Annotated in this window: 12 protein-coding genes and 5 pseudogenes; 8 read left to right on the top strand and 9 right to left on the bottom strand. The window is 59.1% G+C overall.

The genetic code is table 11. The features are described from left to right. Positions 1-184: 184 nt before the first annotated feature. Positions 185-1,483 (top strand): DDE-type integrase/transposase/recombinase, encoded by a 1,299-nt coding sequence (locus H4V98_RS19795; protein WP_280757907.1) that lies wholly within the window; start codon positions 185-187, stop codon positions 1,481-1,483. A 118-nt stretch (positions 1,484-1,601) separates the two neighbouring features. On the opposite strand, the pseudogene H4V98_RS19790 reads toward H4V98_RS19795, so the two are convergent. Next, positions 1,602-1,943 (bottom strand): annotated as a pseudogene (locus H4V98_RS19790) (ATP-binding protein); the annotation flags it as partial. A gap of 65 nt (positions 1,944-2,008) precedes the next feature. Between H4V98_RS19790 and H4V98_RS19785 the strand changes: the two are divergent. Continuing rightward, the gene (locus H4V98_RS19785; protein ID WP_196864799.1) at positions 2,009-2,515 is read left to right on the top strand and encodes a transposase; all 507 of its coding nucleotides are present in this window, start codon (positions 2,009-2,011) and stop codon (positions 2,513-2,515) included. Continuing rightward, positions 2,512-3,582 carry an IS3 family transposase gene (locus H4V98_RS19780; protein WP_196864798.1) on the top strand — a complete coding sequence of 357 codons (1,071 nt, stop codon included), beginning with the start codon at positions 2,512-2,514 and terminating at the stop codon, positions 3,580-3,582. Before H4V98_RS19785 ends, H4V98_RS19780 begins: the two co-directional genes overlap by 4 nt. Positions 3,583-3,598: 16 nt before the next feature. Here the strand turns inward: H4V98_RS19780 and H4V98_RS19775 are convergent. Both H4V98_RS19775 and istA read right to left on the bottom strand, forming a co-directional pair. Further along, positions 3,599-4,087: pseudogene (locus H4V98_RS19775) on the bottom strand (ATP-binding protein); the annotation flags it as partial. After that, positions 4,080-5,599: pseudogene (gene istA, locus H4V98_RS19770) on the bottom strand (IS21 family transposase). The pseudogenes H4V98_RS19775 and istA, both read right to left, overlap by 8 nt. Before the next feature lie 140 nt (positions 5,600-5,739). Here istA and H4V98_RS19765 point away from each other — a divergent pair. Then, positions 5,740-6,504: a hypothetical protein gene (locus H4V98_RS19765; protein WP_280757906.1), complete on the top strand. Its 765-nt coding sequence runs from the start codon at positions 5,740-5,742 to the stop codon at positions 6,502-6,504. 386 nt (positions 6,505-6,890) lie between these two features. Then, positions 6,891-7,052, top strand: coding sequence for a hypothetical protein (locus H4V98_RS19760; protein ID WP_280757905.1), 162 nt, complete (start codon positions 6,891-6,893; stop codon positions 7,050-7,052). Positions 7,053-7,167: 115 nt separating this feature from the next. Here the strand turns inward: H4V98_RS19760 and H4V98_RS19755 are convergent, their stop codons facing one another. Beyond that, complete coding sequence (locus tag H4V98_RS19755; protein ID WP_280757904.1) at positions 7,168-7,449, bottom strand: type II toxin-antitoxin system YafQ family toxin; 282 nt, start codon at positions 7,447-7,449, stop codon at positions 7,168-7,170. Then, positions 7,436-7,699, bottom strand: a complete 264-nt coding sequence (locus H4V98_RS19750) for a type II toxin-antitoxin system RelB/DinJ family antitoxin (protein WP_280757903.1) — start codon at positions 7,697-7,699, stop codon at positions 7,436-7,438. Before H4V98_RS19750 ends, H4V98_RS19755 begins: the two co-directional genes overlap by 14 nt. A 428-nt stretch (positions 7,700-8,127) precedes the next feature. Here H4V98_RS19750 and H4V98_RS19740 point away from each other — a divergent pair. Continuing rightward, positions 8,128-8,601, top strand: a pseudogene (locus tag H4V98_RS19740) (integrase core domain-containing protein); the annotation flags it as partial. Positions 8,602-8,738: 137 nt separating this feature from the next. Here the strand turns inward: H4V98_RS19740 and H4V98_RS19735 are convergent. Further along, positions 8,739-8,828, bottom strand: a pseudogene (locus tag H4V98_RS19735) (IS5/IS1182 family transposase); the annotation flags it as partial. Positions 8,829-9,069: 241 nt separating this feature from the next. On the opposite strand from H4V98_RS19735, the gene soxC reads away from it, so the two are divergent. Together soxC and H4V98_RS19725 are read left to right on the top strand one after the other, a co-directional pair. Continuing rightward, on the top strand, positions 9,070-10,470 hold the full coding sequence (soxC, locus tag H4V98_RS19730; protein WP_280757901.1) for a sulfite dehydrogenase: 1,401 nt from the start codon (positions 9,070-9,072) through the stop codon (positions 10,468-10,470). Further along, the gene (locus H4V98_RS19725; protein WP_280757900.1) at positions 10,454-11,044 is read left to right on the top strand and encodes a cytochrome c; all 591 of its coding nucleotides are present in this window, start codon (positions 10,454-10,456) and stop codon (positions 11,042-11,044) included. Before soxC ends, H4V98_RS19725 begins: the two co-directional genes overlap by 17 nt. A 371-nt stretch (positions 11,045-11,415) precedes the next feature. Here H4V98_RS19725 and H4V98_RS19720 read toward each other — a convergent pair whose 3' ends face one another. The 3 genes from H4V98_RS19720 to H4V98_RS19710 all read right to left on the bottom strand — a co-directional run bounded on the left by H4V98_RS19720 (position 11,416) and on the right by H4V98_RS19710 (position 14,483). Further along, positions 11,416-11,622, bottom strand: a complete 207-nt coding sequence (locus tag H4V98_RS19720) for a hypothetical protein (RefSeq protein WP_280757899.1) — start codon at positions 11,620-11,622, stop codon at positions 11,416-11,418. Positions 11,623-12,078: 456 nt separating this feature from the next. Further along, the gene (locus H4V98_RS19715; RefSeq protein ID WP_280757898.1) at positions 12,079-13,176 is read right to left on the bottom strand and encodes an IS5 family transposase; all 1,098 of its coding nucleotides are present in this window, start codon (positions 13,174-13,176) and stop codon (positions 12,079-12,081) included. Positions 13,177-13,226: 50 nt separating this feature from the next. Then, positions 13,227-14,483, bottom strand: a complete 1,257-nt coding sequence (locus H4V98_RS19710; protein WP_196864690.1) for an IS4 family transposase — start codon at positions 14,481-14,483, stop codon at positions 13,227-13,229. Positions 14,484-14,566: the final 83 nt, after the last annotated feature.

Raw genomic sequence — 14,566 nt, 5'->3', positions numbered from 1 at the left:
AATTGTCACCAAATAGACCACGCACATAGGTCATTTTCACTGGAGGCGCCTGGTAAAAAGGCGTCATCCAGGCAAATCTGCCCAGACAAGCATTTTCAAAATGTAGCCCTTTCAATTGGCACAACCTTGCATTTGCTACCTTCAATGTGTCACTATGTGCGCATTGACCTGCAAGGACATGACGATGGGACGTTTTCAGGTGGTATCTAATGCGCTGGCAGTTGCCGGCGACCGCCTTGTTGCCATCATCAGCGTCGAGCCTGCCGGATCGGTCATGGTTCGTGATCTTGCCAATGGACGAATTCATGCCGCTTGTGCCGCGGATCTGAGTGCGCCACCTCCGGCAGTTCGCCTGAAGGCCTCCAGCGAGTCCATCATTTCCGCTGCCACGGATTCCCAATGGGCGTTGGCCCAACGCCGCAAGGAAGCCCTCTGTGGAATCGATGAGGCACAAAATGCTACCCGGCAAGTCGCGCAAATTTCGGCTGAGTTCGAAGTATCCCGGCGCACCGTCTTTCGCTGGCTTGCGCTGTACCGACAGGCGCCTCAAACTTCCACGCTCCTGCCTCGTGCCCGCGGAACGCCCGTTGGTGCCCACCGCATCGATGATCGGCTCGATAAATTGATTGCCGAGGTCATCCAGGAGGTGTATTTGACCAAAGTGCGCGCCAAAAAAGAGGAGGTCGTGCGGATGGTGGGTTTGCGCTGCGCGGCCTTGGGCTTGAGGTCTCCCTCGCGCAAGCCCATACTTGCCCGGCTCAAAGAGCTCGACCCTGGTCAAGCCGCGAAAGCCAGGCTGCAGCCAGGAGAGGCAGCAACCCAAACGGACTTTGTCCCCGGAAACTACCAAGTCCAGCATGCCTTGGAAGTCGTGCAGATCGACCACACCCCGGTGGACGCCATCGTCGTGGATGAGGCCAGTCGCTTGCCCATAGGCCGGCCGTGGCTCACGCTGGCAGTCGATGTGGCCACGCGCGTGGTGGTCGGGTTTTATCTCTCGATGGAAGCGCCATCTTCAACCTCTGTGGCCCTGTGCCTGTCGCAGGCCATCCTTCCCAAAGAGAGCTGGCTCAAGTCCAGGGGACTGGCATGCATCTGGCCCGTTTGGGGTCTGCCTGCAGCCGTGCATACAGACAACGGTGCTGACTTTACCGCAGCCGCGCTGCGCAGAGGCTGTGACGAGCATGACATTCGACTGATTCTTCGTCCCATCGCCACACCGCACTACGGCGGCCACATTGAGCGCCTGATTGGCACGCTGATGGGCCGCGTGCATTTGCTGCCGGGAACCACGGGTTCAAACACGCAGGACAGGGGGGACTATCCGTCCGAGTCCAATGCACGGCTGACGATGGCAGAGCTGGAGCAGTGGCTGACCCTTGAGATCTGCGAGTGTCGGCGCCGATTGAATATTGACCCACCCTGCCGATCCAATATTGACCCAGGGCGGGTTGCTGGTGTTGGAACCAGCAACTGTGGATAAGTGTACTCAGCGGCTGGTTTTTGATTTTTCCTTGTCCTGGGTTTTTTGAATTTACAGACGGCACGGGGAAAGGAGCGAAGGGCGTAGCCCGTAGCGGATTTCCCCGTGCGCGCCCGGCTCACAGCGGCTCGCCTGGCAGCGCTGCTTTTGCCTCCTTGCGCGTTTGCTCGCGCGCCTTGATACGCGACTTGGCGGCCAGGGTGCTGTGCTGGAAGCGGTACGACTCGTTGCCCGTCTCCACAATGTGGCAGTGGTGCGTGAGCCTGTCGAGCAGCGCGGTGGTCATTTTGGCGTCCCCAAAGACACTCGACCATTCTGAGAAGCTCAGGTTGGTGGTGATGATCACGCTGGTGTGCTCGTACAGCTTGGAGAGCAGGTGAAACAGCAAGGCGCCGCCCGCCTGGCTGAACGGCAGGTAGCCCAGCTCATCGAGAACGACCAGGTCCATGCGCATCAAGCTCCCCCTGTGTCAGACTAGTTGCCGCTCCCCCGTGATTGCGGATGATCCGCATTGGAGCGCTATTCATGACAACAAATCGACATTCAACTGAATTCCAAGAACAGGCCCTGAGCAAAGCTAGGCAACGAGGCACACGCAGCGTCCAGGACGTCGCCAATGAACTGAATATGGCGGTCGGCACCTTGAGAAAATGGATCAGCAAGTCCAACCGAAAGCATGAAGTCGGTGGCCCCGCAGCGCAACTGCCTGACGACTTACCGGCCCAATCGTGGGGCCCTGCCCAGCGCTTGCTTGCGCTGAACCAGACGCATGCCATGACGCCCACACAGCTGCATGCCTGGTGCCGGGAGAAGGGGTTGTTTGAGCACCAGCTCAAGGCCTGGGGTGAAGCTTTTTGCAGCGCCACAGCGCCTGAATCGCGCCAAGCCAAGACAGCGTTGCGTGAGCTGCAGGTCAAACACGAGGGGCTGCAGCGTGAACTGCGTCGAAAAGAGAAGGCGCTGGCCGAAGCCGCAGCCTTGCTGGTGCTACAAAAAAAGTTCCAGGCCCTGTGGGAGGACGAGGAGAAATGACCAGTTGCCAACAGCGTCAGACCCTGCTGACGCTGATCCGACAGTCCTGCGACAGCGGCGCACGTTTGCAAAAGGCCTGCGCCCTGATTGGGTTGGATGCGCGTACTGTTCAGCGCTGGAGACGCCCGGAAAACCAGCAGGGAGACCTCCGGGTGGGCGACAAACGCCGCATTACCGTGCCGCCCAACAAGTTCAGTGAGGCGGAGCGACAAGCTGCGCTGGAGGTGGTCAACAGCGATGAGTTCAAGGATCTGCCGCCCAGCCAGATCGTGCCGCGCCTGGCTGACCAGGGCCTGTATGTGGCGAGTGAGTCGACCCTGTACCGGCTGCTGCGTGAAGCCGGCCAGTTGACGCACCGCCGCCTGGAGCGGGTGGCGCAAAAACGCAGCAAGCCACGCGCGCTGGTGGCCACTGGGCCCGATCAGATTTACTGCTGGGACATCAGCTACTTGCCCACCGAGGTCCGCGGCATCTACTTCTACCTTTACCTGTTCGTGGACCTGTTCAGCCGCCGGATCGTTGGCTGGCAGGTGTACGACTGCGAGAGTGCTGAGCTGGCCAGCGGGCTGCTCCAGGCCATCTGCGAGCGTCAGGGCATCACGCCCAATCAGCTCACTGTTCACTCGGACAACGGCTCCCCGATGAAGGGGGAAACAATGCTCGCCACCATGCAGCGCCTGGGCGTGGCTGCGTCTCGCAGCCGACCGGCGGTAAGTAACGACAATCCTTACTCGGAGGCCCTGTTCCGGACACTGAAGTACCGGCCTCAACTTCCCGTCAAACCGTTCAATGGCTTGCTACAGGCGCGACGCTGGGTGACAGAGTTGGTGCATTGGTACAACCACGAGCATCGGCACAGCGCGATTGGCTTTGTGACGCCCGCTCAACGTCACATGCAAATCGATCAAGCACTTCTGGATGACCGCGCCAAAGTGTATGCTGCAGCGCGCGATGCCAACCCAAACCGCTGGTCCGGTCCGACCCGCAATTGGGACCGAATCGCAGAAGTCCACCTCAATCCGGAAACACAACAAAACCAGAACCAACTCACCCAAAAGATCGCCTGAGCATCAAACTTTTTGCGACAACTAGCTTGACATCCACCGAGCTCAGGGCCATGCGTCCGGCCTTGCCGTCACGCTTTTCCTTCTCCAGCACATTGACCAGATCGACCGTGGAGTAAAAGCGCACGCGCTTGCCCTGCGCCACAATGCCCGCCACGGCGATGGCCGTGGCCAGGTGTGTCTTGCCCGTGCCGGGCCCACCGATGAGCACCGCGTTTTGCGCCGTGTCGGTAAATGCCAGCGTGGCGAGTTGCCTGACCAGCGGCTGATCGACCCTGGACGCGCCAAAGTCAAACCCGGCCAGATCGCGGTGCATGGGCAGCTTGGCCGCGTTCATCTGGTGACTGACCGAGCGCATCGCCCGGTCGGTGTGCTCGGCCTGCAGCAGGTGCTCGACCAGCCAGCGGGAGGTGGCCGTTGACGATTGGCCCTGACCCATCAGGTCCGTCCAGGCGCTGGCCATGCCGTGCAGGCGCAGCTCTTTGAGCTCAGCGGTGACATCACGCATGGTGGACCGCCGTCGCGCCGCCTGGCGCCCCAATGACACAGCGCAGGGTGTCGTAGCGGCCGGTGTTGGCCAGCGGCGCATCGACGAGTTGCAGCGTCGTTTGCACCGTCTCGGGCAGCGCGCAGGCATTGAGCCGGGCCAGCACGTTCAGCACATGCTCGGCGCTCAGGGCGCCGGACTCGACGACCAACTCGACCGCCACCAGCACCGCTTCCAGCCCGGCCGTCGGCACGGCAGCAAGCACCTGCGCCATGATCCGGTCCCCGCCGGGGTGGCGCAGCAGGCCGAGCTTGAGCTGCTTCAAGGGCGCGGGCATGTCGGCAAAGGGCGCGCCGTTGCGCAGGGCGCCGGGCTTGCGCTGCACCAGCGCGATGTAGTGCTGCCAGTCATACACCGTCTGCCCCCGGTTGACGACCCGCTCATGGCTGGCGACCACGGCATCACCGGCCACCACGCAGATGCGCGTCGGGTACAGCCGGGTGCTCACGCGCTGGCCGGCGAACTCGCACGGCACCGAATACCGGTTGCGCTGCACGCTGACCAGACAGGTGCTCGATACGCTCGCCTGCCTTTCCACGTAGCCGTCAAAGGCCGCCGGCATAGGCATCATCTCGGGAAGTTCTTGCGCCAGCATCTCCTGCACGCTGAACTGCTTGTACTCGGGGTGGCGGATCTCGCTCCACAGGGCCCGGCAGCGCTCGCCCAGCCAGGCGTTGAGCGCCTCGAACGAGCCAAACTGGCACTTCTGCGCATCGAGCCAGATGCGCCTGCGGCTGTCTTGCACGTTTTTTTCCACCACGCCTTTTTCCCAGCCCGAGGCGACGTTGCAGAAATCGGCATCGAACAAGTAGTGCGCGCACATCACGGCAAAGCGCGCATTGACCACCCGGCCCTTGCCTTTTTGGACCTTGTCCACCGCCGTTTTCATGTTGTCATAAATGCCGCGCCGGGCAATGCCGCCCAGCGCCGCGAAGGAGCGTGTGTGGGCATCGAACAGCATTTCATGGCCCTGGCTGGGGTAGGCCACCAGCCAGAAAGCGCGGCTGGCGCACAGCTTGAGGTGCGAGACCTGCATCTTGTAATAAATGCCGCCCACCACCAGGCCCTCTTCACTCCAGTCGAACTGGAAGGCTTCGCCCAACTCGAACCTCAGCGGCACGAATGCATGGGGCGCCTTGCCGGCACTGCCGCGCCAGGCGCGCGTGAAGTCCGTCACCGCGCTGTAGCCGCCCGCATAGCCGACCGCCTGGATTTGCGCAAACAGCGCCTTGGCCGTGCGCCGGTCTCGTTTGCTGCGGTGGCCATCGGCCTGGAGGGCCTGCTCCAACTCCCCGGTAAAGCGCTTAGTTTGCCCAACGCCTGGGGCCTGCTGTAGACAGGCGCCTGCACCTCTTGTGGCGCCCTGAGCCAGCGGCGCAGCGTGTTGCGCGACAACCCCGTGCGCTTGGCTATTTCATGCAGCGACAGCTGGTCGCGCAAATGCATCCGTCGAATCTTGCCTAACATTTCCATGGTGATCACCTTTTTCGCTCCTGCCTAAAAATAAGGCAGGGCAAGTAAAACACCTGGGTCAGTTTTGGATCGGCACAACCTCTATAAGTGGGTCAGTTTTCGGTTGGCGTCAACACAGAATGGCGCGCCTGGCCGACGACATGGGGATCTCGATCCTCAACCCGGAACTCCAGCAGGTGGTCGAGCGCCACCGGCTTGCCCGCCAGGCATTGCAGGTGGTGCTTGTCCCTGCCGCGCCAGAGCCGTTTGTGGTCCAGGAAGCGCCACCGGCGCTGCTGGCGCCTTTGCCCGCGGTGCTTCAGGTACCGGCGCTTGCCCGGCCCGCTGCCGGGCTTGACGCGCAGGCGGCGCGCCCACCGCTCACGCGCCCTTTACGCCGACGTCAACGCGGCGATGAATCGGGGGCAGTCCGCCAACCCGGCCCTCCGATGAGCGAGGAGGTGCCGCTCTCCAAGCCCCCGGTGCAGTCGCCTGCCGTGGTTGTGGGCGTCGAAGCCGAGGAGACGGACCTTCTCACCCCAGCTTTATCCTCCTCCATCGAAACGATGGCGCAGATGGCGGCGCAGGAGACGGCGTTGTTGCCCACCCCGGCCACGCCAGAGCAGCTAAACACCCGCCATGAGCGACTACGCAAAATGGTGCTGGCCATCGATGCAAACGCCCAATTCGTCACGCCCTCTGCCGAGGGCAGTGAGAACATCTACTTCGGCAAAATTTCGGCCACCCTGGGCGAGGCAGAGCCCGGCTTTGCGCAACTCAGCACCCGGCTTGGCGCCTATATCCTGCATACCACCATGCACGCTCCGTCCCATGAGTGCGGCGATGTGATCGAGGTTCAGTACAAAGGCGGCCAGGTGGCAGCTAAAAACACCGTAGTGCAAGGCAGGGGCGGGCTGGGCGGCTGATGCCAGCGCAAGGCAGGAGGGCGAAAAAGCCTGCTCAGCGATCTGCATTCCCCGAATTGCTTTCGCGCAAGACACGTTCAAGCGCGACGGCTTTCGCAGCCTGGCAACCTGGTGGGACGAGGCAACGCGCTACCAGCAAATCAAACGGTATGCTACCGGCGCCCGACTTGCGCACTGGGTCGCGATCGATGACCAGCCCGAAGGCTGGGGCGCTGGTGACTTGGACAAGCTGGTGCATACCCATGGCGACAAGGGCCTGTCAGACCCCGCGGTGCTGGCATTGCTGATCGAACGCCTGGCAGAATCTGACAGTTCCGCTGTGTAGATGGTGATGGGGCGCGAATTAAGCAAGGGCTTTAGCTGGCGCAGTCAAGGGGATGCACACAATGAAAAACACCTATGGCTTAACTCTCAAGGGCAAACGAGAACCGGTGCGCCCGGTGAAAATGGACCTGTCTGGCCAAGCGGGCTCCCGGGTGGTGATGGCCGCTGCCAAGCGCGTGATGACAACACATGCCAAGGTCATCAAAGCGCTTGCATCGCGTTAGCCATCCCGGGCACCATTTTCAAGCACCTCTTCCTGGCGATTTCCTGAAGCAACGACGGGCCTTATGTCAAGCAATTGGCCAACCCCCAGCACTTCCAGGCAAGGCGCGAAGGGCTCTATAGGCCAAGCTCAGAATGAGAGCCCAGTCGGACGAGCTGGAGCGTGTCGTCGTCGGGTTTTCGGTAGATCAGCACCAAGTCAGGTTTGAGGTGGCAATCCCGATGATCGCTCCAATTGCCGGTTAGCCCGTGGTCATGGTGACGCTGTTCCAGCGGCACATCGTTCGCTAAGGCAACGAGAACTGGAACGAACTCAGTATCGAGCGTTGCCCGGTGCTGACCCTTGGCTTCGCGCTTGTAGTCTCGCTTGAATTGTCCCGTTTTCTCAATCGTCCGCATGCAGATCGGCCATCAGCGCATCGACGCTATCGAACTTGACTAGGCGGCCGGCGCGGGCTTCCTTCATCGCGGCAATAGTGGTGGCATTCGGAATCAAGAGCTCAAAGGGCAGCGCCTTTTCCTGCGCGACCTTCGTCAGCAGCAAGCGCACCGCGTCAGACACGGTCAGGCCCATCGCGGCCAAAACGGCGGCCGCTTCTTCTTTTATCGCCCCGTCAATGCGGGTCTGTACAAGCTGGTTTGCAGCCATGGAATTTCTCCTTGGAGTTTGAATTACATTGTAATTCAATGGTGGTTGTAGCAGAAGTCCTAACAAGTGCGACACCCAACTCGTGTTCCGCTGTCACTGGTGCTATCGTGTCGCGTATTTAAGTCGCAAGTTATTGCAACACCTGTGCCACACTTGGGACACACATGCACCTCGGATACGCCCGCGTCAGCACAGACGCGCAGGACCTAACCAACCAACGCACCGAGCTTGCAGCTGCAGGCTGCACAAAGCTGTTTTCTGAAAAGCTCACGGAGCGCAGCGCGACCGCCCGGAGCTGGGCCGGATGCTGGATCACCTGCGAGCTGGCGACGTTGGGCTCTGTCGCATTAAGCAATTATCACTAAAAAATCTTCAATGAAATCAACGTCATTTGATGACAAAAACCGCTTAATGCGACAGAGCCCTTATTCAGCCGCAAGATCGTTGGCTGGCAGGTGTTTGACTGCGAGAGTGCCGAGCTGGCCGGCCAGTTGTTGCGCGACATCTGCACGCGCCAGGACATCGCTCCAGGCCAGCTGACGGTGCATTCGGACAATGGCGCGCCCATGAAAGGCGAAACCATGCTCGCCACGATGCAGCGCCTGGGCGTGGCCCACACGCGCAGCCGGCCGTCCGTGAGCAATGACAATCCCTATGTCGAATCGGCCTTCAGAACGCTGAAGTACCGCCCCCAGTTGCCCGTCAAGCCGTTTGAAAACCTGCTGGCCGCGCGGCGCTGGGTCACGGAGTTGGCGCACTGGTACAACCACGAGCATCGCCACGGCGCCATCAGCTTTGTGACGCCGGCCCAACGCCATGCCGGCCTGGACCGGGCTCTGCTTGAGCAGCGCGCGCTCGTCTATAAACGGGCCCGCCAGGAAAATCCTCAACGCTGGTCAGGGCAGGCCCGCCAGTGGGCGCATGTCGATGTCGTTCACCTCAACCCAGAAACCACACAAATCAAGGAGCCTCAACACGCGCAAAAAGCGGCCTGACTCACTTCACTTTATGCGACAACAACAACTTCCTTGACAGCCACCGGACTTGTTTTTCTGCGCGCGCTTTCCAACAGCGGCTTGATGGCTTCGAATTGTTCTCGACTGATGTCGCTTGGGTAACTCTTTCTCATCCCATGAGCTTCTCATACTCATGAAAGACTTTGAACACGTTCTTAGACGGTAGCGCATGTCCGGACGTTGCCCGGTACTGTCCTGATGGTGTGGTGTCGATTCTTGTGGTGCTTGCAGTGCATCAGTTTTGAGGTCAGACTGTCAAAATGCAATTTTGTTGCAGTGAGGTATGGGTGATGATGAAGCGCCCATCTCGGTAACTTGGCAAACGTGAATACAAAACACACAGGAGGCAGACTAATGAACAGTCGCAGCACAGTCGTCGATCAATCGGCAAAAAGCCAGCCATCCAGCACCGATGTGATGGTTGACGGCGAAGCCCGCCGCTTGAGCACAGCCCGAAGCGACCCCGCGTCTGCATATTACGCAGGAAGCGAAAGCCGCCCCGCCAGAAGGCGCTTCCTGATCAGCGGCTCGGTTGCTGCGGCTGGCATGGCGAGCGTTGCGATGCATGGCGCCCGCGCTGCTGCGCCGCCCGGTTCTGATGTGCATGACGTGCCAGCCGACGCGACCAAAGTGCAAGGCTACCCCTTGGCGGACGAGAGCTATGGCTCACGCTCGCAGTTCGAGACCGAGGTGCGCACACGGTTCAAGACGGCGACATCGCAGTCATCCTGGACCTTGACTCCGCTGGAAAAAAGCTGCGGCATCATCACCCCGTCTGGCCTTCACTTTGAAAGAAGTCATGGCGGCACGGCCGTCATCGATCCCTCAAAACACACGCTTTTCGTGCACGGCATGGTCAAGCAGGCCCGTAAATACTCGATGCACGACGTGCGGCGGTTTCCTTCAATCTCCAGGGTGTTGTTCATCGAATGCTCGGGCAATGGCCTGACCGAGTGGTCCAAGCCAACGATGAAGACCGTGCAAGGCACCCATGGCTTGACGTCCTGCTCGGAGTGGACAGGAGTTCCGCTCTCGGCCATCCTCAACGAAGCGGGACTGCGTAGCGGCGCAAAGTGGCTGCTCGTTGAAGGCGGAGATGCCTCAGCCATGACGCGCAGTATTCCGATGGAAAAAGCCTTGAAGGACTGTTTTCTCGCTTATGGGCAAAACGGCGAAGCTCTGCGTCCTGAGCAAGGCTACCCCTTGCGGCTCATCGTCCCGGGCTTTGAAGGCAACACACACATCAAGTGGGTCAGGCGTATCGAGGTCTCGGACACCCCTTTCATGACGCGGGAAGAAACGTCCAAATACACCGACCTCATGCCCAATGGCAAGGCCGTGCAGTTCTCGATGGAAATGGATGCCAAGTCAGTCATCACAACGCCCTCAGGCGAGATGCTGCTCGACGGCCCGGGGTTCTACGAAATCACTGGGTTGGCATGGTCCGGCCGCGGCGCGATCAAGCGCGTGGACGTCTCGACCGATGGTGGGTTGACTTGGCGTGCGGCTGCGCTGCAAGGCCCGGTGCTGCCTATTTGCCACACCCGCTTTCGACTGCCATGGATGTGGAGTGGCAAACCGGCCATCCTTCAAAGCCGCTGCGTTGAAGACACGGGCTACGTGCAGCCGACGCTGGGACAACTCATCGCCAAGCGCGGACTCAACGGGCCGCTCGGCTCGATCTATCACTTAAACGCCATTCAGAGCTGGCAAGTTGCGAGCGACGGAAAGGTATCGAATGTCCATCACTACTAATCATTCTCTGCGGTTGGTTGCAGCTTTCGTCATGAGCTGCGTTTGTTGGGGCGCAACCGCCAGCGAGCCAGCCACGTTCGGGTTCGGCAGCGTCGCTACCCCCGAGGATCTCCAGAGCTTTGTTTCCCCGTTACCCGACGGCCGTGGTCTGCCGGATGGGCAGGGTACGGTTGAACAAGGAAAAGTCATTTATCAGGCGCAATGCGTGGCATGCCATGGCGACAAGCTGCAAGGAGGGCTTGGAGACCGGCTGATCGGCGGGCGCCAGACCTTGGTTAACAGTGATCCGACGAAAGCGCCCGTCAAGACGGTCGAGAGTTACTGGCCGTATGCCACGACCCTGTTTGACTATGTGAAAAGGGCCATGCCGCTGTACTCTCCGGGCAGCCTGTCGAACGATGAAGTCTATGCTGTAACAGCCTATATCCTGTCGGAGGCTAAAGTCGTTTCGCCGGACGCCATGCTGGGCAAGACTTCGCTGGCTCAGGTCAAAATGCCCAATCGCGACGGATTCATTCCTGATCGCCGTCCTGACAAGTTCATGCCGGCAGCTCAAACGCCCCATTCCAAGTGAGTTGCTTCGCTAAGTCCGGAATGTGCAAAAAAAATGGTGTCAGGTGACTACCATTCCGGCAGAAGCTACCCGGTCTGGTCAAGGTTTTTTCGCAACACAAAGAGCTTGCTGCTCCAACCGCGAAATGGCTGGTTGCTGGCATGACTGGAAACACCTTGCGGTTGTGATTGAGCCATATCAGGCAGGGGGGTGCAGCCAAAAACTTGAACAGCTAGGCGGTAGTTCATACATTCGGCGAAGACCCGTTCAAGCAGTCAGGCGCTACATAAACCTCGGGGAACACACAGGCACGACCATTTTGCTTCTGGGCTACCCCAGCAACGAACATGTTCAAGAGCGGGTATCGGCGCGTACTGGTCGATACGTGACATTTACTTGGTGAATTCGACAGCAGCTATGTGCACGGGATCACTTTGCGGACTTCTTTGCCAGTGCGCGTCCGCGGCTTCCTCGACAGCCTGCTTGTCAAAGCTGCCCTTGGACAGCTGTGCCCAGACCGAGATGTACGCCTGGCACCAAGCCACCCGGTCTTCGTTTAACTGTTTTTCTTCAAACTCGGGATTCAATGGGGCGGGCATGATAAGAAAAGAGTAGTCGGGTTGCCCTATTCTGCCTTGTTGCGCGAGAATTGGCTTAGATGTATGGTCCCGAGATAAAGGGAAGGGATCAGTCTTTTATATAGCCGGCGTTTTTGCCAGTCTTTAATAGTGGTTTGATAAGGCGTGTTCCATCTTAGTATTTTGCGATTTTTGGCAAAGTTGAAGGGTCATACGAAAGCCACCACATGGTCTTTCACACTTTCCAGATAGGGATAGTGAGGGTCAATATTCAATCGGCGCCAACATAAAGGAACGCGTAAAACCGAATATTCATCCGAGATCACCTAACAGGCTGCTGAAATACTCTGCGGGTAAACGCAACACCCTGCCCGGGTGGGTTGATTTTTCACTCAGCGCACTCGCATTATGAAATTTTTGCTCGCTTTGGACCCGTTTTCGACGTTTTGAGCCTGGTTTTTCCACATTTCCCGCCCCTCACGCCGTCTGCAGACGGATTTTCCCCAAGGTGCGCATGCGCGTGAGGTTGTAGGCCGCCATCGTCAGCACAAAGATCTGATCAACCCGCTTCAGTCCGCGCACCATCACCTGGCGGATGCGGCCCACGGTCTTGGCCCAGCCAAAGCCCTGCTCAATGAGTTTTCTCTTTTGCACCGAGATGGCGTAACCCGCACTGGCAGCGATGGCATCTGGCACAGCCGATCGGCGCCCCGAGGTATTTTGCGCCACGTGCGGGATGACGTTCATTGCCTGAAGGGCGTCAATGAATTCTTTCGCGTCATAGCCCTTATCGGCACCCAGAGTGATTTCTGCCTGCGCGTTGTCGGTGGCCTGCCGGGCGTCGTTGATCATCGCCTTGGCCGCTTCGCGTTCGGCAAAGCCATCGGCAGTGGTGACCATGGCGTTGGTCACCAGTCCATGGCGGTTGTCAGTCAGGGTGTGACCCATGTAGCGCAACCGGCTGGCGTTGTCGCCTTTGCAGTACAGCCGTGCATCGGCATCGGTGTTCGATACGTGCGTGTCGTTGCTGCGGCTCTGGTCCTTGAAGTTGGCGCTGTCGCCGTCATCATCACTGCCGTCTTTGCGCACGAAACTCTTGTGACCGGCCCACGCCTGTATGAGGGTGCCATCCACGCTGAAGTGCTCGCCTGAGAGCAGACCCTTGTCCTCGGCCTGCTCCAGCACCAGGTTGAAGAGTTCGATGATGGCGTCGTGCTTGATCAGGCGTTCACGGTTCTTTGTAAAAACGGTGGGCACCCAAACGGCGTCGTCCATGGACAGCCCAATGAACCATCGAAACAGCAGGTTGTATTGGGTTTGCTCCATGAGCTGGCGTTCAGAACGAACGCTGTAGAACACTTGCAACAGCATGGCGCGCAGGAGCTTTTCGGGCGCGATGCTGGGGCGACCGCCTTTGATGTCAGCTTCGTACATCCCAGAGAAAAGCTCATCCATCTTCACCAACGCGGCGTTGACCATCTGACGAATAGCTCGAAGGGGATGGTCGGCAGGTACGAAGTCTTCCAGCTTGCGCAGGGTGAAAAGGCTCTCGGTGAAGGTGTCGGCTCCGCGCATGAAGTGGGCTCTGGCTGCAATCTCCCCAAGTTAAGACAAATCGAGTCACATCAGCAATTTTTCTGAGTCATGTATTTGTGTGGTTTTGGCCTGGGCTTGCGCGGCTTTGACACGCCATCGCGGTGGCGGTATGTCATTTTGGCGATCAGTCGCAGCACCTCACGAAGCATTTTTCCGACTTTCTTGGCAAGCAGCAAACCTGGCAGCAGGGGCTTGAGGACGGTGTGTGCATAGGCATGATTGATGCGCCCTGACTCAGGCAGGTGGGCGCCCTCATGGGCGGCCCTGGAGGTCAATGCCTGCAAGTTGTCGCACAAGATTTTTGCCGCGACATCTTGAACAACGGCTTGCTGTGACAAGCCCGATACATGCTCCAGATTAAGCCTGTGCTTGAGACGTTTGAACGCCTCTTCGATACCCCAACGCTGGTGGTACAGGTCGCTAAAGCAAGCCGCCGGGAAGCGCTGTCTATCCAGCAGGTTTGTCATCAAGACACGTACAGCTCCATTGGGGGCGATGTGGCGTACCAGACGCACGGTTTGCGGTTCGCGCGGGCATTCGTAGTCTTCGCAATCGCGTTTATTGGGGGCGCGCAGCATCACGTTTTTTTCTGTCAATCCGCTGCGCAGGAAGTCGCGCACGCAGGCGAAATTGCCGCTTCCGGATTTCTCCACGCGCATGCAAAACGGTAGTCTGCGCTGGTTCAACACCGACACCAGCCAGCAGCAGGGATAGCCCCGATCCATCAGCAGCAAATCACTGCTGGACAGGCGATCAAGGTGCTCGAACAGCATCTGACGCTCGTTGTTGTCACGCACGCTGTACAGCGAGGTGGCAAGCATCAACTCCGCCGTGGGCAGAAACAGACCAAAGGCAATTTGATCGGCCAGCGCAGGACAATTGACATTGCTGGTGCGCACGCCAAAGCGCACAGTGGAGGCATCGGCGGCGACCAAGCGTAAACCACGCCACAGGGGCAAAAAGCCATAGTGTCGGGCGCGCTCAATCAGCCAGTCGTTGAGCTGCGGGATGGCGTCCAAGGACAGTTTCGCGCGCGCCTGAGAGAAGGCTTGTTCAGAAACGTTGCGCACGAGCTGGGCTTGTTGGCGTAAATGGGCGAAAAACTGGTCGAGTTCGGCCTGGATGCTCATGCGCATGCCGCACAACAGCAGCGCCACCAGAGACGGCAATGGCAACTTGCGTATTCGCGTAAATGCAGTGGGATGCGCGGGATGACGAGCGGACTTGAGAAACTCGGGGGACGTCAGGTGCGCAGAAATATCGGAAAAAAGAGCAGAAAGAGACATGTTCGCCAATGAGATAAAAAATTCTCACTGGCAAAAAAATTACTGCACTTTGTCAAGCTTTATTTGATCGATTCCCAACTATT

This window comes from Polaromonas sp. CG_23.6 (assembly GCF_029892315.1).
Lineage (GTDB): Bacteria > Pseudomonadota > Gammaproteobacteria > Burkholderiales > Burkholderiaceae_C > Polaromonas.
This window is presented reverse-complemented; position numbering and strand designations above follow the sequence as displayed.